Here is a 20,565-nt window from a genome sequence, read left to right as displayed (position 1 = left end):
CTCACCGGCAGAGCCGCAGGCCCTGGGGCGTCCAGCACGGCACATGGCCGTGGGTACGGATGACGTCCTGCCCGTTGCCCCTGGCCAGATAGGTCAGGAAGCTCGACGCCAGGGAGTCCGCCGGGGGCTGCCCGTAGGTGTACGCGTACTCGATCTCGCGGTACGGGTAGGCGCTGCGGCCGTGCTCGATCGCGTCCACGGAAGGGGCGTTCGAGTCCAGGGCCAGGACGTGGAGGCCCTCGGCCCGGGTGGCCAGGTTGATCTCGCTGTAGCCGACGGCGCCGGGCAGCCGGGCCACCTCGGCCAGCACCTGGTCGGTGGAGTCGAGTTCGCAGCGGGTCACCCGGGCCGTCGCGTCGTCCTTGTGGACGCAGTCGACGGAGGAGTTGGCGATCTCGCCGCGGCCCAGCACCCGGCGCTGGAAGACCTGCCGGGTGCCGGAGCCCGCGTCCCGGCTGACCAGCCGTACCGGCAGCGACCGGCCGCCCAGCTCGCTCCAGTCGCGGATCTCGCCCCGGTACAGGCGCCGTACGTCGGCCGTGGACAGGTTCCTCAGGCCCACGTCGTCGTTCACGACCAGCGCGAAGACCGACAGCGCGACGCGGTTCTCCCGCAGTTCCGGCATGTCGGCGCTCTTCGGCCCGTCGGAGAGGGCCAGCAGCGGCGGCGAGCCCTTCTTCGCCTCGGCGCCGGCCGCCTCCAGCTCCCGCAGGCCGGCCGTCGAGCCGTGCGGGTCCACGGTGACGGCCGCGCCCTCGCAGTCCGCCTCGTACTTGCGCGCCACCTCCCGCAGCACCGGCGCGAACGCCGTCGACCCCGCGACGATCAGCGCGCCCCTGGCGCAGCCGATCGGCGGGGGCGTGTCGTCGCGGGCCACCACGATGGCCGCCAGCGTCACCACGGACACCGTGAGCATGATGGTGATGAACCGGGAGGCACGGCTGAACAGGGGCGGTTTGTCGTCGGGTGTGGCGCTGCGGTTGGGGTGGACCTCGCCGTCCCTGATCCCGCCGACGACCCGGATCTCCCGGCCCACGTCCCCGCCGGACAGCAGCACGAGCAGCTTGAAGTGGTCTCCCCGGTTCAGCGGCACGCGCGGGACGCGCAGGGTGTTGCCCTCGTAGCCGAACCCGCGCTCGGCGGTGAAGTGGTCCATCAGGTGGTCGGTGTCGGTCGGCTGGGTGACCGAGACGCCCCGCACGGTGCGGTCGGTGAACACCGCGGTCAGACCGTGCCGTTCGGGGCCCGTGTAGTCGTCGCGGTCGATGCCCTGCGAGCCGTCGTTCTCCAGGCGGAGCAGGACGAGGGTCGCGTCGGCCATGTCCGGCGCCTCGTCGAAGAGGCCGAGCCGGCGGTTGGCCCGGCCCGAACGCACGTCGTCGCCTATGGGGTTGTCCATCTGCACCCGGTAGCCGATTCGTTTGCGGCGCGGCACCCGGCGCTCGTACCAGACCATGCCGGCGGACGCGACGATGCCCAGCACCGCCGTGCCGACGGCCACGACGTTCTCCGCGCTCAGCCACTCCATGGGTGCCCCCGCCACTCACCGGAGTCGGATGGTGGGGTCACGGTACGCACCGGGAGGGGCGGGAACCGGACACGTCCGCCGAAGTTCGCCGAACGTTCAACGACTCTGTGGCGGACGGGACTTCAGCTCACTGCTTGGTATACGTCAGGCTCTCGCCGCCGCTCGCCTTCGCACGCTTCAGCCGACCGTCCGGGAGCAGGGTGACCTCGCTGGCCTCGCCCGGGGAGCAGGACGACATCGGCTCGCCGCTGGTCACCGTGGACGGACCGATCTCCAACGGGCCTGCGCCGTCCGGTTGTTCGGCGAGGGTCGCCTCGAAGACGCAGTGGTACGTGCCGCCGCCGTCGCCGGGGCCGTCCGCGACCAGGGTGAGGACCGTGTCGCCCACCTCGCCCTGCTCGATGGTCAGCCGGCGGGTGTTGGCGCCCTTCGCGTTGTCGATGGTGGTCTCCCAGGTGCCGAGGTAGGCGGCGGGAACGGCGCCGTCCGCGGCCGCGGCGGAGGCCGAGGCGGAGGGCGTCGGCGTGGGCGCCGGGGAGGTGGCGGGCGGGGCGCTCGTGGCGCCGGTCGGCGCGGGGCCGACCGTGCCGCCGGCCGTGTCGTCGCCGCCGTGCTTCATCAGCGCGTACACCGAGCCGCCCGCGCCCAGCGCCACCACCAGCGCGATCACGACGAGCAGCGCGGTGGACCGCCCGCCCGGGCGTTCCCGCTCCGGCCGCTCGGCGAACGGCGGCGGACCGTAGGGCGGGGTGGAACCGAGCCCGCCGTACGGGGTGTACGGCTGCTGCGGGTAGCCGTAGCCGGCGGACGGGGACTGCGGATAGCCGTAACCGGCGGGCGGGGACTGCGGGTGCGGCTGGGCCTGCTGCGGATGGCCGTAGCCGTACGGAGCGGGCGAGCCGTACGCGGGGGGCGCCCCGGGCGGCGGGATCTGCCCGGCCACCAGGGTCGGCAGATGCCCGACCGCTGCGCCTCCGCCGCCGGGCCCGCCCGGCGGCGGGGGTGCGGGGGCGTCGTCAGCGACGGGCGAGTGCTCGACCGAGCCCGCTGGGGCGCCCGGCCCCGCCCAGGGTCCCTCGCCGGCCCCGGGACCCTGCGCCTCACCGTGGCCACCTGCGGCCGGGCCACCCGGGCTTGCTTGGGCGCCCTTGCCCGAGCCGGCCTGGGCACCCCGACCCGCCGGGGCGGCAGGCCCCGCCGGGCCACCGTCACCCGAGCCCGCCTGCGCACCCGCACCCGCTGGGGTGCCCGAGCCCGCTTGGGCACCCCGACCCGCCGGGGCGGCCGGTCCCGCCGGGTCCCCCGCGCCCGGGGCGCCCGGAACCGCTTGTGCGCCCCCGTCTGCCGGGGTGCCTGAGACCGCCTGTCGACCCGCGCCGCCCGGGCCCTCGGACTCCCCCGCGTCCGGCGGCGAGCCCTGCGCCCCGCTCGGGGCGCCCTGACCCGCCTGGACACCCGCGCCTGCCCGGGCACCCGGGCCCGCCCGTCCCACCCCGCCGGCCGACCCAGCCGGACCCGCCGGGCCACCTGGACCCGCTGGGGCGCCTGCGCCCGCACCCTGCGCTCCACCAGCGCCGTCCGCACCCGGACCCACCGGCGCACCGCCGGACGCAGGCGCGCCCGGACTCGCCGGTGCGCCCCCGGCCGCCTCCGCGTCCGGACCCACCAGGCCGGCCGGGCCCGCCGGGCCAACGGCACCCGCGTACGCCCCCGCGGCCCCAGGGCCACCCGGCCGGGAGTGCGGTCCCGCGCCCGGAGAGCCGCCCGGGGCCGGGGACGTGTCCGCGTTCCGCGCGTCGTGGGGGTCCGGGTCCGGGCCGGAGTGCGGGTCCTCGACCTCCAGGAGGCGGACCGCGTGGCGGCCGAGCTGGGCGACCAGGGCGCCGGGGAGCCAGGGGTCGCGGGAGCGGCCGCCGGAGACCGTGTCCTCCGCGCCCGTCCGCTCCAGGATGCGGTCCAGTGAGGGGCGGGCGGCGGGGTCCTTGCGCAGGCACTCGCGGACCAGGTCGGCGATGCCCTCCGGCATCCCCGCGAGGTCGGGCTCCTCCTGGGCGATGCGGAACATCAGGGCGTGCACCCCGCTGTTCGCGCCGCCGAAGGGCAGCACGCCGGTCGCCGCGTAGGCCAGCACGGACCCGAGGCAGAAGACGTCGCAGGCGGGCGTGACCCGGTCGCCGCGCACCTGCTCCGGCGCCATGAACCCGGGCGAGCCCACCAGCGAACCGGTCCGGGTCAGGCCGTCCCCGGCCAGCGTCTCCAGCGCCCGCGCGATGCCGAAGTCGATCACGCGCGGCCCGTCGATCGTCACCAGCACGTTCGACGGCTTGAGGTCGCGGTGGACGATCCCGGCCGCGTGGATGTCCTTCAGCGCGTGCGCGAGCCCGGCCGCGAGGATGCGCACCGACCGCTCGGGCAGCGCCCCGTGATCGTGCCCGACGACCTGCTGCAGGCTCGGCCCGGCGACATACCCGGTGGCCACCCACGGCACCGGCGCCTCGGTGTCCGCGTCCAGCACCGGCGCGGTCCAGTACCCGCCGACCCGTCGCGCGGAGCCCACCTCCTGCCGGAACCGGGCCCGGAACTCCTCCTGCGCGGCCAGTTCCCGGCGGATCAGTTTCACCGCGACGGTACGGCCCCGGTCCGACCGCGCCAGGAACACCTGCCCCATGCCGCCCGCGCCCAGCCGCGCCAGCAGCCGGTACGCCCCGATCTGCCGCGGGTCCCCCGGTCCGAGCTTGTCCATCCCCGCGCCGCCTTCCCCCCATAGGTCTGCAACGGACCGAGAATAGTGCGGGCGTGCCGGGAGCCGCGCCGGGCTGCGTCCACGGTTCGGTAACAGCCCGCCCGGGCGCCCCCGGCCGCCGGGGCGCACCACCCGGCGCACGTCGACAACCTGTCGTGAAAAGCACGCGGCCAGGGAACAGGACGCCGATGTCGCGAGCGTGGCAGGGCCATCTACCCTCGGCCGCATGACCCCTCAGCCTGATCCCGAAGCCGGCGCCGCAGTGAAGGCCGCGGACCGCGCGCACGTCTTCCACTCCTGGTCCGCGCAGGACCTCATCGACCCGCTCGCCGTGGCCGGCGCCGAGGGGTCGTACTTCTGGGACTACGACGGCAAGCGGTACCTGGACTTCACCAGCGGGCTCGTCTACACCAACATCGGCTACCAGCACCCCAAGGTCGTCGCCGCGATACAGGAGCAGGCGGCGAGGATGACGACCTTCGCGCCCGCCTTCGCGATCGAGGCCCGCTCGGAGGCGGCCCGGCTGATCGCCGAGCGGACCCCCGGCGACCTGGACAAGATCTTCTTCACCAACGGCGGCGCGGACGCCGTCGAGCACGCGCTGCGCATGGCCCGGCTGCACACGGGCCGCCCGAAGGTGCTCTCGGCGTACCGCTCGTACCACGGCGGCACCCAGCAGGCGGTGAACGTCACCGGCGACCCGCGCCGCTGGCCCTCCGACAGCGGCAGCGCCGGCGTCGTCCACTTCTGGGCGCCGTTCCTGTACCGCTCCCGCTTCTACGCGGAGACGGAGGAGCAGGAGACCGCGCGGGCCCTGGAGCACCTCGAGACGACGATCGCCTTCGAGGGGCCGGGCACGATCGCCGCGATCATCCTGGAGACCGTCCCCGGCACCGCCGGGATCATGCTGCCGCCGCCCGGCTACCTGGCCGGCGTCCGCGAGCTGTGCGACAAGTACGGCATCGTCTTCGTCCTGGACGAGGTCATGGCCGGGTTCGGGCGGACCGGCGAGTGGTTCGCCGCCGACCTGTACGGCGTGGTGCCGGACCTGATGACCTTCGCCAAGGGCGTGAACTCCGGGTACGTGCCGCTCGGCGGCGTCGCCATCTCCGCGGAGATCGCCGAGACCTTCGGCAAGCGGCCCTACCCCGGCGGTCTCACCTACTCCGGGCACCCGCTGGCCTGCGCCGCCGCCGTCGCCACGATCGGCGTGATGGCCGAGGAGGGCGTCGTCGACAACGCCCGGCGGCTCGGCGAGAGCGTGGTCGGCCCGGCCCTGGCCGAGCTGGCCGCGCGGCACCCGAGCGTGGGCGAGGTCCGCGGCACGGGCATGTTCTGGGCGCTGGAACTGGTGAAGAACCGGGAGACCCGCGAGCCGCTGGTGCCGTACAACGCGGCCGGCGAGGCGAACGCCCCGATGGCCGCCTTCGCGGCCGCCGCCAAGCGGAACGGCCTGTGGCCCTTCGTGAACATGAACCGCACCCACGTGGTGCCGCCGTGCAACGTGACCGAGGCCGAGCTGAAGGAGGGCCTTGCGGCCCTGGACACGGCGCTGGGCACGGCCGACGAGTACACCGAGTAGCCACTCCGCGGCTGCCGCCGGGACCATCCGAACGCGTAAGGTGACATGCTCGTAAAGAATGGCGAGTACGTGCGAGTACGTCACCCTTACGCGTGAAGAGAGGCCCCGACCATGCCCGGCAACGTCTCCGTGACGCGCAGCACCCTGCGCCAGCAGATCGCGGACGCGCTGCGCGACGAGGTGCTGGCGGGCCGCCTCGCCCCGGGCCGGGCGTTCACCGTCAAGGAGATCGCCGACCAGTACGGGGTCTCGGCGACGCCGGTCCGCGAGGCGCTGGTCGACCTGTCCGCGCAGGGCATCCTGGAGGCCGACCAGCACCGGGGCTTCCGGGTCCCCGAGTACTCCCTCACCGACTACCGCAGCATGCTCGAGGCCCGCGGCCTGGTCACCGACGGGATGTTCCAGGCGCTGACCCACGACCACCCCGCCTTCGCCGACATGGACAGCCCGCGGACGGTCGCGGCGCTCGCCGCCGTGCGCCGCCGCGGCGAGGAGGCGCAGCGCGCCGCCGCGGCCGGCGACCTCGGCGTGCTGATCGGCTACGACCTGCGCTTCTGGCGCGAGCTGAGCGGCTTGTTCGGCAACCCCTACCTCGCCGACTTCCTGCACCGGCTGCGCGTGCAGTCGTGGGTGTGCGCGGTGCAGCACCTGCGCCGGCTGCCGGACGTCCGGGGCCGGCTGTGGGCCGGGCACACCGAACTCGTCGACGCGCTGGCCCGCCGCGAGGCCCGGGCCGCCCAGGAGATCGTCGCCGCCGCCAACGCCCACTCGCTGGCCCTGCTGGAACGGCTGCCGCCGGAATGACGCGGACGCGGGGACTCCACGGTGAGCGCCGGGTATGGGACCCGCACGACAGGGGCCGTGGCCGCCCCGCACCGACTACCCTTCCCTGACCACCCGCTGCCGTGCGTGAGACACGCGCCTGCCGATGCGAGGAGCTCTCTTTGGCCTGTGACCTGTGGCTGGTACCGCTCGTGGACGTGTTGTGCCACACCCCGGACAACCCGTTCGCCGAGGAACTCGCGCACTACAACGACGCGCTGGCCGCGGCCGGGCTCCCGCCGGTGCCGGTGTACCAGTACATGCCGGGCCTGTCCGGCGAGGTCGCCCCGGTGGCCGGCTTCGACTACGACGCGCTGCACTTCCTGCGGCGGGCCTACCTGCTCCAGGTCTGCGGGCTGCCGGTGACCCCGGTGGACGAACTCGGAGGCGACTACGAGCAGTTGCTGGAGATGTTCGAGTCGACGGCCCAGCAGTCCCACCTGGTGTGGCACTACGACCACGCGGGCGCGTACGTCCCCGTCGACTTCCCGCACCCGCTGTCCAACGACGAACTCCTGGCCGGCGGCGGCCCGCTGGGCTCCTCGCAGAGCCTGCTGCGCGAGCTGGAGCACGTGGCCCCGTCGATCGGCATCGACCCGGCCAACCCGCCGGCCGCGCCGGAGCCCCCCGCCGCCCCCACGGAGCTGGAGGAGCCGGCCGTCCCCGCGCCGTACGACCCCAGCCCCTTCGCCCGCGAACGGCACGTGTGGCTGGGCCTGCACGCGGCGGCGACCCGGTCGCTGGCCCAGGGCTCGATGATCGTGTTCAGCTGAGGATTCGCGTCGTCCCCGGGCCCGCGTCCCGCGCCCACCGGGGCGTGGGCCCCCGGGGACCGTCCGGGTCCCGGCCGCCGTCTGGAATGATCGCGGACCATGCAGCCCCTGGCCCACGACGACCCCTCGTCCATAGGCCCCTACCGCCTGATCGCCCGCCTCGGCGCCGGCGGCATGGGACGGGTCTACCTCGCGCGGGAGGCCGGCGCCGGCGCCCACGCGGAGACCGTCGCCGTCAAGCTGATCCGCACCGACGCCGACGGGGAGGAGACGGAGTTCCGGCGGCGCTTCGGACGGGAGGTGGCGGCGGCCCGGCGGGTGAGCGGGGCATGGACGGCCCGGGTGCTCGACGCGGACACGGACGCCGAACAGCCCTGGGTGGCCACCGAGTACGTGCCCGGACCCACCCTGCGGGCCGTCGTGCGCGGCGACTTCGGAGCGCTGCCCTCCGCCTCCGCGCACGTGCTCGCCCACCGGCTGGCGCAGGCCCTGGACGCCATCCACGGCGCCGGGCTCGTCCACCGCGACCTCAAGCCGTCCAACATCCTGCTCACCGTCGACGGGCCGCGGGTCATCGACTTCGGGCTGGCCCACGCCCTGGACGGCACCGCCGACTCCACGCTCACCCGTACCGGGACCCTCGTCGGCACGCCCGAGTTCATGTCCCCGGAGCAGGTCAGGGGCGAGCGGGTCAGCCCGGCCGGCGACGTGTTCGGCCTGGGCGGGGTCCTGGCCTACGCGGCCACCGGCCGTTCGCCGTTCCAGCGCCGGGGCGGCGAGGGCGGGATGCACGCGCTGCTGTTCCGCATCGCCTACGAGGAACCCGACCTGACCGGCGTGCCGGAGGCGATCGCGGATCTCGTCCGGCACTGCCTGGCCAAGCGGCCGGGCGACCGGCCGACGGTCCGCGAGCTGATCTCCCTGACCCGGCGCGCCCCCGCCGGCGCCTGGCTGCCCGCGTCGCTGCTGGCCCGTCTCGACCGGGTGGCGGCGCAGCCGTTGCCGGACACCCCGCGCCGCGAGGAGACGGCCCCCGAGCCAACCGGCGGCCCGGACCTCCCGGAGTCACCCGGCCACCCGGAGTTCGAGGAGTTCCCGGAGTTCCCGGAGCTTCCCGACTCGCTCGACGACCTTCGGGACAGCGGAAGCCGGCGCGACCCGCTGGACGTCCCGGAGGCCGGTATCGCCCCGCCCCAGGTGGTGGCGGCGCCCGCGCCGTCCCTGACCGCTCGGGCCGGGCGGCGGGCGGCGGGCACGCTGCTGCCCGTCCTCGCCGTGCTGTCCGTGGTGACCGGCGGATACTTCGTCCTGCCCGCACTGATGGCGGCGCCCTGGTCGGCACTGGGTGACGGGCCGCCCGAACGGGCGCCGGGCTACTACGTCTTCGACGGCTCCTGGAGCGTCACCGAGGAGGAGGACGCGCCGCTGTTCAGCATGCGTCTCAGCTTCGTGCGGGGCGCCCGCACGGGGCGGCCGGGCGCCACCGTCGTCGCCGCCTCCCGCGACAGGCTCTGCGCGGGCGTGGCGACGGTGCGGTCCCGGTCGGAGGAGAAGCTGGTGCTCGGCGGGTTCCGGATGCGCGAGATCGGGACGAACCGCAGCGGCGAGGGCGACTGCGGGGTGCCGGACACCATGCGGCTCGTCGCCGGCCAGAACCAGGAGATGTCCTGGGACAGCCGGGGCACGTCCTACGGCCTGAGGCGGGTCCCCGAGTCCACCTTCGTGGGGGACGCCCTGCGCGGCGACTGGTACACCGCGGACGGCGGACTCCGGATCAGGATCGACGACGGTGAGCGGAGCATGCTCGCCGTCCACGGCACCGACGAGCGCGGCGGGCGGCACTGCGAGTGGGAAGCGGCGCTCCTGGAGGCCCACCGGACCACGATCGCCACCACCGGCGCCCAGGTGATCCCGACCCGCTCGGACCCGTCGTGCCGGTCGGCGTCCGTCGCGTACGCCTACACCGTCCACGGCCCCGGCGCCGCCGCGACCCTCACCCGCCACTCCGACGCCGAGCGGGCCACGCTGGCCCTGCGGCGCCGTCGCTGACCGGGGGCGCCTCGCGGGTCCGGCCGGGCCGCGGGACGCCCCGTGAAAGGCGGAACGGCCGGGCGGGTCTCCCCGCGCCGGCCGTCCCGCCGGATCCCGGATCCCGGGAAACGGACGCCTAGAGGAACGAGTTGATCTCGATCGTCTCGGTCCGGCCCGGGCCCACGCCGATCGCGGAGATCGGGGCGCCGGACATCTCCTCCAGCGCCTTGACGTAGTTCTGGGCGTTCTTCGGCAGGTCGGAGAAGGACTTCGCCTTGGTGATGTCCTCGGACCAGCCGGGCAGGGTCTCGTAGACCGGCTTCGCGTGGTGGAAGTCGGACTGTGAGTAGGGCAGTTCCTCGACCCGCTTGCCGTCGATCTCGTAGGCCACGCAGACCGGGATCTGCTCCCAGCCGGTGAGGACGTCCAGCTTGGTGAGGAAGAAGTCGGTCAGGCCGTTGACCCGGGTCGCGTAGCGGGCGATGACCGCATCGAACCAGCCGCAGCGGCGGTCGCGGCCGGTGGTCACGCCCCGCTCGCCGCCGATGCGGCGCAGCGCCTCGCCGTCCTCGTCCAGGAGCTCCGTCGGGAACGGGCCGGCGCCGACACGGGTCGTGTACGCCTTGAGGATGCCGATCACCCGGCTGATCTTCGTCGGGCCCACGCCGGCGCCCGTGCAGGCGCCGCCCGCGGTCGGGTTCGACGAGGTGACGAAGGGGTACGTGCCGTGGTCGATGTCCAGCAGCGTGCCCTGACCGCCCTCGAAGAGGACCACCTTGTCGTCCTCCAGCGCCTGGTTGAGGACCAGGACGGTGTCGGCGACGTACGGCTTGATCTGCTCGGCGTAGCCCAGCAGCTCCTCGACCACCTGGCCGGCGGCGATCGCGCGGCGGTTGTAGAGCTTGGTGAGGATCTGGTTCTTGGCGTCGAGCGCCGCCTCGACCTTCTGGGTCAGGATCGACTCGTCGTACAGGTCCTGGACCCGGATGCCCACGCGGTTGATCTTGTCCGCGTAGGTCGGGCCGATGCCGCGGCCGGTCGTGCCGATCTTGCGCTTGCCGAGGAAGCGTTCCGTCACCTTGTCGACGGTCACGTTGTACGGCGTGATGATGTGCGCGTTACCGCTGATCAGGAGCTTGGACGTGTCGACGCCACGCTCGTTCAGACCGCTCAGCTCGGAGAGCAGGACCGACGGGTCGACAACGACGCCGTTACCGATGACCGGCGTACAGCCGGGCGAGAGGATTCCGGAAGGGAGGAGGTGGAGTGCATACTTCTGGTCGCCGACGACGACCGTGTGGCCGGCGTTGTTGCCGCCCTGGTATCGCACTACATAGTCCACCGAGCCACCGAGCAGGTCGGTCGCCTTCCCCTTGCCTTCGTCACCCCACTGAGCACCGAGCAGCACAAGTGCGGGCACGCGCGTACACCCCTTCCGGGCGGGGCATGTCCATGGTCGGAGGCGTGGGCGTAAGGTGCACCGCCGCATACCCGCGACCGCCTTTGGTCGCACGACCGTCGGACCGGATGCCCCGGAATAGACGAAGCCCCTGGCGCAATAGCGCAAGGGGCTCTTGCACAAAGATGCTACCCGAGGAAGCGAGGCAGGACCGAGGTGGCGACTTTCGCGACGTCCGATCAGCTGCTGGTGATCATCGATCCGGCGGCACGGCAGGGGGACGGCGAGTCCGTTCGGATCGCGAAAGACGTGCTCAGCGCGGGTGCGACCACCAAGGTGTGTCTGCCGGAGGGCCCGGAGGAATTCGCCCGGGCACTGGGCCGACGGGGTTCCCGGCGGCCGGTCGTGATCGGTGACGACCGGGCGCTGGTGCGCGCGGTGACCCTGCTGCACCGGCACCGCGAGCTGACCGGGTGCGCGCTGGCCGTGGTGCCGGTCGGGGAGGCGGCGCTGGCGGAGTCGCTGGGCGTGCCGGCCGGGCCGGTGGCGGCGGCGCGGGCCGTGCTGGAGGGCGCCGAGCGGCGGCTCGACCTGCTGGTCGACGACAGCGACGGGGTGGTGCTGGGCACGCTGGGCATCCCGCCGGCGCGGGCGGCGGCCGCGAACCGGGGGGCCGGCGCCGAGGGGCACCCCTGGCTGCGTACGCGGTACCGCTCGCTGGTCCGCACGCTGGCCCAGCGCCCCGCCCGGCTGGACGCGGTGCCGGCGCCCGGTCCCGCCCGGCTGCGGGTGGAGGTCGACGGGGAGACCGTGGTGGACCTGGACCAGCCGGTGGAGGCGGTGTCGGTGACGCCGGGCGACAGCGGGACCGCCGCGGTGGAGGTGCGGCCACTGCCGGGCCCCGGCGCGCAGGCCTCGCCCCTGCTGGCCGCGGGGCGGACGGTGACGGTCGTGGGAGCGGACTTCCGCTACCGGGCGGACGCGGTGGTCTCGGGCCCCGTGCGCAGACGGACATGGACGGTACGCGAGGGAGCCTGGGGCCTGACTCTGCCGGTGCCAGGCTAGTCCGGGACCCCGGGGCGTCACTGCGAGCCGAAGAGTTCTTCGCGGCGGGTGCGCCAGCGGAGCATCATCGCGGCGATCTCGGTGTCGACGAACTCGAAGAAGGCCAGCGTCTCGGCGAGCCGGCGCCCGGCCGGGGTGTCGGCGCCGAGGCTGTCCACGCCCTCCCGCAGGGCGTGCTCCCAGCGCTTGATGACGGCCTCGCGGCTGGTCAGGGCCTCGTACCACTGGTCGCCGTGCACCCGGTACCGCTCCCGGCGCGAGCCGGGTTCGCGCTCCCGCGAGACCATGTGCACCTGCGCCAGGTAGCGCACCGCGCCGGACACGGCCGCGGGGCTGATGCGCAACCGCTCGCCGAGCTCGGCCGAGGTCAGGGTGCCGGAGTCGGACGCGAGCAGCGCGGCGAAGACCCGGGCCGGCATCCGGGGCACGCCCGCCTCGACGAGCTGGGCCGCGAAGTGCTCCACGAAGCGGGAGACCGTCTCCGGGTCGCGTTCCGGCGCCGGGGAGGTCTGCCGGCCCGCCGCCCCGGGCCGTTCGGCCCTGTCCGCCCGCTCCGTCATCCCCGGATCATCTCCCCTGATCAGCACCGCCGTCGCACCCTCACGACACACTCCCGCAGTTTATACGGTTCCTTAACTTCACAAGTTTGTGAAAGAAGCGTACGTTGCGAAACATGACGAAGGCAATCACGGTCTCCGGGCTCCACAAGTCCTTCGGCCGTACGCACGCGCTGGACGGCCTGGACCTGGAGGTCGAGACCGGCGAGGTCCACGGCTTCCTCGGCCCGAACGGCTCGGGGAAGTCCACCACCATCCGCGTCCTGCTCGGCCTGCTGCGCGCCGACGCGGGCACAGCGCGGGTGCTGGGCCGCGACCCGTGGGCAGACGCGGTGGAGGTGCACCGCCGTATCGCCTACGTCCCCGGCGACGTGACCCTGTGGCGCAATCTGTCCGGCGGCGAGGTCATCGACCTCTACGGGCGGCTGCGCGGGGGCCTGGACCCGCGACGGCGCGCGGAGCTGACCGAGCGGTTCGAGCTGGACCCGACGAAGAAGGGCCGCACCTATTCCAAGGGCAACCGGCAGAAGGTCGCCCTGGTCGCGGCGTTCGCCTCGGACGTGGACCTGCTGATCCTGGACGAGCCGACCTCCGGCCTCGACCCGCTGATGGAGGAGGTCTTCCAGCGGTGCGTCGAGGAGGAGCGGGACCGGGGCCGGACCGTCCTGCTCTCCTCGCACATCCTCAGCGAGGTGGAGGAGCTGTGCGACCGGGTGAGCATCATCCGGGGCGGCCGCACCGTGGAGAGCGGTTCGCTGGCCGACCTGCGCCACCTCACCCGCACCAGCGTCAGCGCCGAACTCGCCGGCCCGCCGAACGGCCTTGCGGACCTGCCCGGCGTCCACGACCTCGACGTCCGGGGCCGGCGGGTGCGGCTCCAGGTCGACACCGACAAGCTGGACGGGGTGCTGCGGCAGCTCGGCGCGTCGGGCGTACGGTCGCTGACCTCGACGCCGCCCACCCTGGAGGAACTGTTCCTGCGGCACTACCAGGCCGAGCCTGCCGGACTCGACGACTCCGCCGCACGGAACGAGGTGGCGCGATGACCACCCTCGCGGTGCGGGCCTCCGGCCGGTCACGCCAACTGGCCGGCACCGGAACCCTGTTGCGCTTCGCGCTGCGCCGGGACCGGGTGACCACCCCGGTCTGGGTCGCGGTCAACGCCCTCATGGTCCTCTCCATGCCGGGCACCCTGCGGAGCCTGTACGGCACCACCGCCGAACGCGTCGGCCTGGTGACCCAGCTGGAGACCAACGCCTCGTTCCGGGCGCTGATCGGCCCGGTCTTCGACACCTCGGTCGGCGCCCTGACCGCCTGGCGGGTGGGTGTGTACGCCGCCGCGCTCGGCGCCGCGATGAGCATGCTGATCGTCGTACGGCACACCCGGGACGAGGAGGAGAGCGGCCGGCAGGAACTGGTGGCGTCCGGGGCGGTGGGCCGCCGGGCCCCCCTCACGGCGGCGCTGCTGGCGGCGGCCGTCGCCGACGCGGCCCTGGCGCTGCTGGTCACGGCGGGCCTGGCCGGGCAGGGGGCGGGCGGCGCGCTGGCCTTCGGCCTCGGTCTCGCCGGCGTCGGCATGGTCTTCGCCACCCTCGCGGCGATCGTCGCCCAGCTCACCGAGAGCGCCCGTCTCGCCCGGGGCCTGACGGCGGCCCTCCTCGGGGCGGCGTTCGTGCTGCGCGCGGCGGGCGACTCGGCGGCCGACGACGGTTCCTCGCCGCTGACCTGGCTGTCCCCGCTGGGCTGGCTGGAGAACCTGCGGTCCTTCGCGGACGAACGCTGGTGGGTGCTCGCGCTGTTCGCGGCGGCGGTGGCCGCGCAGGCGGCGGTGGCGTACGCGCTCGCCGGGCGCCGGGACACCGGCATGAGCTTCCTGCCCACCCGGCCGGGCCCGGCCGCCGGCCGCCTCGGCACGGCGGGCGCGCTGGCCCGGCGGCTGCAGCGGGGCGGTGTGCTCGGCTGGTCGGCCGGCTTCTTCCTCGCCGGGGTCGTGTACGGCGGTCTCACCGACGGCGCGGCCGGCCTGGTCCGCGACAACGAGAGCGCCCGGCGGATCTTCGAGCGGATGGGCGGCCACAGCGGCCTCACGGAGGCGTTCCTGGCGTCGATGACCGGCATGCTCGGCCTGATCGCGGCCCTGTTCGCGGTGGCGTCGGTGCTGCGCCTGCACGGTGAGGAGACCTCGGGCCGGGCGGAACCGGTGCTGGCGTGCGCGGTGGGACGGCTGCGCTGGGCGGCGGGGCATCTGACGATCGCCTTCGGCGGCTCCGCCCTGATCATGACCCTGGCGGGCCTGGGCTTCGCCGTCGGCTACGGCAGGGAGGTCGTGCCGGTGCTGGGCGCCTGCCTGGTGCAGCTCCCGGCGGTGTGGGTGATCGGCGGGGTCGCGGTGCTGCTGTACGGCGCGGCCCCGCGGCTCGCGCCGGCCGCCTGGGGGGTCGCGGTGGCGGTCCTGCTGATCGGCTGGGTGGGCCCGGCCCTGGACGCCCCGCGGATCGTCCTGGACCTCTCCCCCTTCGGCCACCTGCCGAAGCTGCCGGGCGGGGGCATGGAGTGGGGCCCGGTGCTCACCCTCACGGCTCTGGCGGCGGCACTGACCGCGACGGGCCTGGCGGCCCTGCGACGCCGGGACCTGGCGGGCTGAGCGGCACCAGCCTCACCTCACCTCCACGTTCAGCCCCTCCAGCCCCCGGATGACGAAGTTCGGCCTGCGGCGCGGCTCTTCCGCCAGGGTCAGGGTGGGCGCCTGCTCCAGCAGGGCCGTCATGGAGGCGGCCAGCTCGATGCGGGCCAGGGGGGCGCCGATGCAGTAGTGGATGCCCGCGCTGAAGGAGATGTGCGGGTTTTCCCGGCGGGTGAGGTCGAGGCGGTCCGGGTCGGTGAAGACGGCCGGGTCGTGGTTGGCGGAGCCGAAGAGCATGGCGATCTCCGCACCCCTGGGGATCACCGTCCCGGCGATCTCGACGTCGTCCAGCACCCAGCGCTCGAAGAGCTGGAGCGGGGTGTCGTAGCGCATCAGCTCCTCGATCGCGGACGGGACGAGGGAGTGGTCGGAGCGCAGGGCCGCCAGCTGGCCGGGGTTGCGGAACAGGGCCCACCAGCCGTTCACCGTGGCGTTGACCGTGGCCTCGTGGCCGGCGTTGAGCAGCAGCACCGCCGTGGAGATCATCTCCTGCTCGGTCAGCCGGTCGCCCTCGTCGTGCGCCGCGATCAGGCCCGAGATCAGGTCCTCGCCGGGCCGCTCGCGGCGGTCCGCGATCAGCTCCGCGAGGTACGCGGAGAACTCCTGCGAGGCCCGGACCGCGTTCGCCGCCGTCTCCTCGGACGGGTTCAGCTCGTACATCCCGCAGATGGCCGCCGACCAGGGCCGCAGGCTCGCCCGGTCCGCCTCCGGGACGCCCAGCATCTCGGCGATCACCGCCACCGGCAGCGGCTCCGCCACGTCCGTGAGCAGATCTCCGCCGCCCGCCTCGACCAGGCGCGCCACCAGGTCGTTCGCCAGGCCGCGCACATACGGCCGCAGCCGCTCCACCGTGCGCGGGGTGAACGCCTTGGACACCAGGCGCCGGATCCGGGTGTGGTCCGGCGGCTCCAAATCGAGCATGCCGTGGTCGTTGAGGACGTGGAACGGCTCGTGCTCCGCCGGGGGCGCGGTCCGGCCGAACTCCTCGTGGGAGAAGCGGTGCTGGTAGGTGCGGCCCAGGCGGCGGTCGCGCAGCAGCGCGGAGACGTCCGCGTGGTGCGGTACGAGCCACTGGTCGGTCGGTTCGTACCGGAACACCCGGCCGCGCGCCCGCAGATCGGCGTAGGCCGGGTACGGGTCGGCGAGGAACCCGGGGTCCCAGGGGTCGAAGGCGAGATCCGCGGCAGTGGCCATGGAGGGACGCTAGCCCGGCTCAGCCCGGTGTGACCAGCCTCGCCTCGTACGCGAACACCGCGGCCTGGGTGCGGTCCCGCAGGCCCAGTTTCACCAGGATGCGGCTCACATGGGTCTTGATCGTCGACTCGGCCACCACCAGCCGCCCGGCGATCTCCGCGTTCGACAGGCCCTGCGCGATCAGGACCAGCACCTCCGTCTCCCGCTCCGTCAGCTCCCCGTACGCCGCCTGCGCCGACGGCATCAGCCGCGGGGCGTCCGCGAGCCGGGAGAACTCGGTGATCAGCCGCCGGGTCACCGAGGGCGCGAGCAGCGCCTCGCCGGAGGCCACCACCCGCACGCCGTCCGCCAGTTGGCGGGCCGAGGCGTCCTTGAGCAGGAAGCCGGAGGCCCCCGCGCGCAGCGCCTGGTACACGTACTCGTCCAGGTCGAACGTGGTCAGCACCAGCACCTTCGCCGCACCGTCGGCGGCGACGATCTCCCGGGTGGCCTCGATGCCGTTCAGCTCGGGCATGCGGATGTCCATCAGCACCACGTCGGGGGCGAGTTCACGCACCCGCTCGACCGCCTCCCGGCCGTTGACGGCCTCACCGACGACCTCGATGTCCGGCATCGCGTTCAGCAGGACCGAGAAGCCCTCGCGCACCATCATCTGGTCGTCCGCGATCAGCACGCGGATCGTCATGCCCCACCCTCGATCGCGATGTCCGCCGGCACCGGCAGGAACACCGTCACCTCGTAGCCCCCGTCGGCCGTCGGGCCCGCCGTCATCTCGCCGCTCAGCATGGTGACACGCTCCCGCATGCCGGTGATGCCGTGCCCGGCCCCGGGGGAGGGCTTCACCAGGCCGGGGGCGGGCGGCGGGCCGTTGACCACGCGCAGGCCCAGGCCGCCGAGCACGTACCCGATCTCCACCCGGGCGCCGGCGCCCGGCGCGTGCCGCAGGGCGTTGCTCAGCGCCTCCTGCACGATCCGGTACGCCGACAGCTCGACGCCCTGGGGCAGTTCGCGCACCGCGCCGGTCACCGCCTTCTCCACGTCGAGACCGGTCTCCCGCACGTTGGCCAGCAGCCGGTCCAGGTCCGCGAGGGTGGGCTGCGGGGCGTCCGGCGCCTCGTAGTCCTCCGCACGGACCACCCCGAGGACCCGGCGCAGCTCGGTCAGCGCCGCCACCGCGTTCTCCCGGATGGTGGCGAACGCCTTCTCCAGCTCCTCCGGCGGGTTCTGCACCCGGTACGGCGCGGCCTCCGCCTGGATGGCGACCACCGACATGTGGTGCGCGACCACGTCGTGCAGTTCCCTGGCGATGGTCGTGCGCTCCTCCAGCAGGGTGCGCCGGGAGCGCTCCGCCGCGGTCACCGTCCGCTCCTCGGTCACCTCGCGCTGGGCCTGCCGGCGGATGTGCCGCACGGTGACCGCCAGCAGGATCAGCGCCGACAGGATCAGCATCGGCGCCACGTCGGTGTCGTAGTGGCTCCAGCCGAGGAGGGTGTCGGTCAGGAAGCCGTAGACCGCGGTGAGCACCCACATCCAGGCCGCCGTGCGCGGGCGGGTGCGTATCGCCACCACCGTGAGCACCACCAGGTGCGAGACGAAGCTGCCCGGTCCCCACGGCCAGTCCATGCCGGTCGCCCCGCCGATCACGGAGAGGACCGTGGTCGCGGCGAGCGAGAACCAGAAGGCGCCCACCGGACGCACCAGGGTCAGCAGCACCGGTCCCAGCGCCAGCAGCCCGCACAGCAGCGACACCGGGCCGGAGCCGCTCGTGCCCGCCAGCCCGATCAGCATCGCCAGCCCGCCGAGGCCGACGACGACGGCGTGCGGTGTCCAGCCCGAGTACCGCGTCGGGCGGCCGGAGCGGCCGACGGCCCTGGTCCGGGGCAGCGGGCGGTAGGCGAAGGCGTCGTCGAACAGGTCCTGCCGCAGGCCGCGCAGGGCGTCCCCGGCGAACTCGCGCTCGGGGCTGCGCGGCCGCTCGGCTCCACCGGCCGGGGTCGTCTGCGTGTGCGTCGTCTCGGTCACGTGGGCAACGGTAGGCCGCGCCGGGTCCGCGGTCGTCACCTCGCAGAAGGGTCCTCGGCCGTCCCCCTGAAGTACTACGGCTCCGCCGGGCTCAGTATCCGGACGGCCGCACCAGACCCGACTCGTAGGCGAAGACGGCCGCCTGGGTGCGGTCGCGCAGCCCCAGCTTCACCAGGATCCGGCCCACGTGCGTCTTCACCGTCTGCTCGGCCACCACCAGCCGCCCGGCGATCTCCGCGTTCGACAGGCCCTGCGCGATCAGCGTCAGCACCTCGGTCTCCCGCTCGGTCAGGGCGCCGACCCGCCGCATGAGCGGGGGGCGGGGCGTGCCGTCCAGCCGGGAGAACTCGGCGATCAGCCGGCGGGTGACGCCCGGGGCGAGCAGCGCGTCCCCCGCGGCCACCACCCGCACCGCCTCGGCGAGCTGGTCGGCGGAGGCGTCCTTCAGCAGGAAGCCGGAGGCCCCCGCGCGCAGCGCCTGGTACACGTACTCGTCCAGGTCGAACGTGGTCAGCACCAGGACCCGGACATCGGGGTGGTCGGCGGTGATGCGGCGGGTCGCCTCGATGCCGCCCAGCTCGGGCATCCGGATGTCCATCAGCACCACGTCGGGGGCCAGTTCGCGGACCTTGGCGATGGCGTCGAGACCGTGCACCGCCTGTCCGACCACCCGGATGCCGGGCTTGGTGTCGAGCAGCACGGTGAAGCCCTGCCGGACCATCTGCTGGTCGTCGGCTATGAGTACGCGGATGGTGCCGGCGCCGCTCGTCATGGCGTCTGGTCTCCTGTCGTGGACGGGTGGGGCGGCTCGCGTCGGTCGAGCGCGCCGGTCGGGGCGGCGGACGGGGCGCCGTCCCGGGGCAGGAAGGCCGCGACCGCGAAGCCGCCGTCCGGGGCCGGGCCGGCGGTGACGTGGCCGCCGAGCATCGCCGCGCGCTCCCGCATGCCGAGCAGCCCGTGCCCGGCGCCCGGGGAGGGCGGCACGGGGCGGCGCGGCCGGGAGTTGGCCACCGTCAGCCGCAGCCCGTCCGGGCCGTGCGCGACCTCGACCCGGACCGTCGAACCCGGCGCGTGGCGCAGGGCGTTGCTCAGCGCCTCCTGCACGATCCGGTACGCCGACAGCTCGACCCCCGGGGCGCAGGGCCGCGCCGCACCGCCGACCTCGGCGGTCACGTCCAGTCCGGCCGCCCGGGTGTTCTCGATCAGCGCGCCGAGCCGGTCGAGCGTCGGCTGGGGGGCGTCCGGGGCGGCGCCGGTGCCGGGGTCGCCGAGGCCGTAGGGGTCCTCGGGGTTCTCCGACCGGAGCACGCCGAGCACCCGGCGCAGTTCGGTGAGCGCCTCCAGCGCGTTCTGCCGTATGCCCGCGAGGTTCTCGACCAGCTCCGGGGACGGCTGCTCGACGAGATGCGGGGCGACCTGCGCCTGGATGGAGATGACCGACATGTGGTGCGCGACCACGTCGTGCAGTTCCCGGGCGATGCGGCTGCGCTCCTCCAGCAGGGTGCGGCGGGCCCGCTCCTCGGAGGTCTGGGAGGTCTGCTCGACGAGTTCCGCGCGGGCCACGCGGCGGTCGCGCAGGGCGGCGCCGAGCACCACGACGACCGCGGACAGGACGACGGCGAGGACTCCGGTGGGCTGGTAGTGCGAGCCGCCCCACACGCCCTGCAGGAACCAGGTGACCAGTGCGGTCAGGGCCAGCGCCTCGGCCGAGACCCGGGGGCGCACGCGCAGCGCGAGCAGCAGCAGGACGAGCAGGTGGGCGACGATGCCGGCCGCGGTCCAGGGCCAGGTGAACGTCACGCCCGGCACCAGGTCCAGCCTGCCGCGCACCGCCGCCGCGCCCACCACGGTTCCGGCCGTCGACAGCCACCAGCCCGCGACGGGCCGCCACATCGCGAGCAGGATCGCACCGCCCTGCGCCAGGGCGATCACGAAGGCCGCTCCGGGCTGCAGGTGCCCGTTGTCCGCGAGCTGCGCGCTGCCGCCGACGGTGACCCCGAACGCGGCCAGGCACAGCAGACCGTGCGGCAGCCAGCGCAGCCACACCGATACGGGCAGCGGATCCGGGCGGAAGTCCCACAGGTCGCCGTGCAGCACCCGTATCCGGCGCCGCCACCGGTCCGCGAGCAGCACCGGGCTCCGGCGGCCCCCCGTCTCCGTCACGCG

At 74.3% G+C, this 20,565-nt stretch carries 16 protein-coding genes; 7 read left to right on the top strand and 9 right to left on the bottom strand.

The window, feature by feature from the left end:
- Position 1: 1 nt before the first annotated feature.
- Positions 2–1,528, bottom strand: coding sequence for a substrate-binding domain-containing protein (locus ACZ7JA_RS10980; RefSeq protein WP_470807919.1), 1,527 nt, complete (start codon positions 1,526–1,528; stop codon positions 2–4).
- Positions 1,529–1,655: 127 nt separating this feature from the next.
- The gene (locus ACZ7JA_RS10975; RefSeq protein WP_470807918.1) at positions 1,656–4,271 is read right to left on the bottom strand and encodes a serine/threonine-protein kinase; all 2,616 of its coding nucleotides are present in this window, start codon (positions 4,269–4,271) and stop codon (positions 1,656–1,658) included.
- 226 nt (positions 4,272–4,497) lie between these two features.
- Between ACZ7JA_RS10975 and ACZ7JA_RS10970 the strand changes: the two genes are divergently transcribed.
- The 4 genes from ACZ7JA_RS10970 to ACZ7JA_RS10955 all read left to right on the top strand — a co-directional run bounded on the left by ACZ7JA_RS10970 (position 4,498) and on the right by ACZ7JA_RS10955 (position 9,497).
- A complete protein-coding gene (locus tag ACZ7JA_RS10970) occupies positions 4,498–5,853 on the top strand; it encodes an aspartate aminotransferase family protein (RefSeq protein ID WP_389448976.1) in 1,356 nt (451 codons plus the stop codon).
- A gap of 111 nt (positions 5,854–5,964) precedes the next feature.
- Positions 5,965–6,657 (top strand): GntR family transcriptional regulator, encoded by a 693-nt coding sequence (locus ACZ7JA_RS10965; RefSeq protein WP_351667465.1) that lies wholly within the window; start codon positions 5,965–5,967, stop codon positions 6,655–6,657.
- A 140-nt stretch (positions 6,658–6,797) separates the two neighbouring features.
- Positions 6,798–7,448, top strand: coding sequence for a hypothetical protein (locus ACZ7JA_RS10960; RefSeq protein ID WP_143629802.1), 651 nt, complete (start codon positions 6,798–6,800; stop codon positions 7,446–7,448).
- A 99-nt stretch (positions 7,449–7,547) separates the two neighbouring features.
- A complete protein-coding gene (locus tag ACZ7JA_RS10955) occupies positions 7,548–9,497 on the top strand; it encodes a serine/threonine-protein kinase (RefSeq protein ID WP_470807917.1) in 1,950 nt (649 codons plus the stop codon).
- Positions 9,498–9,615: 118 nt separating this feature from the next.
- On the opposite strand, the gene ACZ7JA_RS10950 is transcribed toward ACZ7JA_RS10955, so the two are convergent.
- Positions 9,616–10,899 (bottom strand): adenylosuccinate synthase, encoded by a 1,284-nt coding sequence (locus ACZ7JA_RS10950; RefSeq protein ID WP_351667468.1) that lies wholly within the window; start codon positions 10,897–10,899, stop codon positions 9,616–9,618.
- Between the two features lie 195 nt (positions 10,900–11,094).
- Between ACZ7JA_RS10950 and ACZ7JA_RS10945 the strand changes: the two genes are divergently transcribed.
- Positions 11,095–11,943, top strand: a complete 849-nt coding sequence (locus tag ACZ7JA_RS10945) for a diacylglycerol kinase family protein (RefSeq protein ID WP_351667469.1) — start codon at positions 11,095–11,097, stop codon at positions 11,941–11,943.
- A gap of 17 nt (positions 11,944–11,960) precedes the next feature.
- Here the strand turns inward: ACZ7JA_RS10945 and ACZ7JA_RS10940 are convergent, their stop codons facing one another.
- The gene (locus ACZ7JA_RS10940; RefSeq protein WP_470807916.1) at positions 11,961–12,503 is read right to left on the bottom strand and encodes a GbsR/MarR family transcriptional regulator; all 543 of its coding nucleotides are present in this window, start codon (positions 12,501–12,503) and stop codon (positions 11,961–11,963) included.
- 113 nt (positions 12,504–12,616) lie between these two features.
- Between ACZ7JA_RS10940 and ACZ7JA_RS10935 the strand changes: the two genes are divergently transcribed.
- The gene (locus ACZ7JA_RS10935; protein WP_389300629.1) at positions 12,617–13,546 is read left to right on the top strand and encodes an ABC transporter ATP-binding protein; all 930 of its coding nucleotides are present in this window, start codon (positions 12,617–12,619) and stop codon (positions 13,544–13,546) included.
- Positions 13,543–15,144, top strand: a complete 1,602-nt coding sequence (locus ACZ7JA_RS10930) for an ABC transporter permease (RefSeq protein WP_470807915.1) — start codon at positions 13,543–13,545, stop codon at positions 15,142–15,144. The genes ACZ7JA_RS10935 and ACZ7JA_RS10930 overlap by 4 nt, the downstream gene beginning before the upstream one ends.
- A 12-nt stretch (positions 15,145–15,156) precedes the next feature.
- Here ACZ7JA_RS10930 and ACZ7JA_RS10925 read toward each other — a convergent pair whose 3' ends face one another.
- The 5 genes from ACZ7JA_RS10925 to ACZ7JA_RS10905 form a co-directional block, all read right to left on the bottom strand.
- The gene (locus tag ACZ7JA_RS10925; protein ID WP_470807914.1) at positions 15,157–16,377 is read right to left on the bottom strand and encodes a cytochrome P450; all 1,221 of its coding nucleotides are present in this window, start codon (positions 16,375–16,377) and stop codon (positions 15,157–15,159) included.
- Positions 16,378–16,396: 19 nt separating this feature from the next.
- Positions 16,397–17,062, bottom strand: a complete 666-nt coding sequence (locus ACZ7JA_RS10920; RefSeq protein ID WP_389300621.1) for a response regulator — start codon at positions 17,060–17,062, stop codon at positions 16,397–16,399.
- Positions 17,059–18,399 (bottom strand): histidine kinase, encoded by a 1,341-nt coding sequence (locus ACZ7JA_RS10915; protein ID WP_351667475.1) that lies wholly within the window; start codon positions 18,397–18,399, stop codon positions 17,059–17,061. The genes ACZ7JA_RS10920 and ACZ7JA_RS10915 overlap by 4 nt, the downstream gene beginning before the upstream one ends.
- A gap of 91 nt (positions 18,400–18,490) precedes the next feature.
- The gene (locus ACZ7JA_RS10910; RefSeq protein WP_351667476.1) at positions 18,491–19,171 is read right to left on the bottom strand and encodes a response regulator transcription factor; all 681 of its coding nucleotides are present in this window, start codon (positions 19,169–19,171) and stop codon (positions 18,491–18,493) included.
- On the bottom strand, positions 19,168–20,562 hold the full coding sequence (locus ACZ7JA_RS10905; RefSeq protein WP_389300614.1) for a sensor histidine kinase: 1,395 nt from the start codon (positions 20,560–20,562) through the stop codon (positions 19,168–19,170). Before ACZ7JA_RS10905 ends, ACZ7JA_RS10910 begins: the two co-directional genes overlap by 4 nt.
- Positions 20,563–20,565: the final 3 nt, after the last annotated feature.

The organism is Streptomyces sp. NPDC038135, assembly GCF_055601245.1.
The sequence above is the reverse complement of the archived record's forward strand: the minus strand, read 5'-3'. Positions and strand labels throughout refer to the sequence as shown.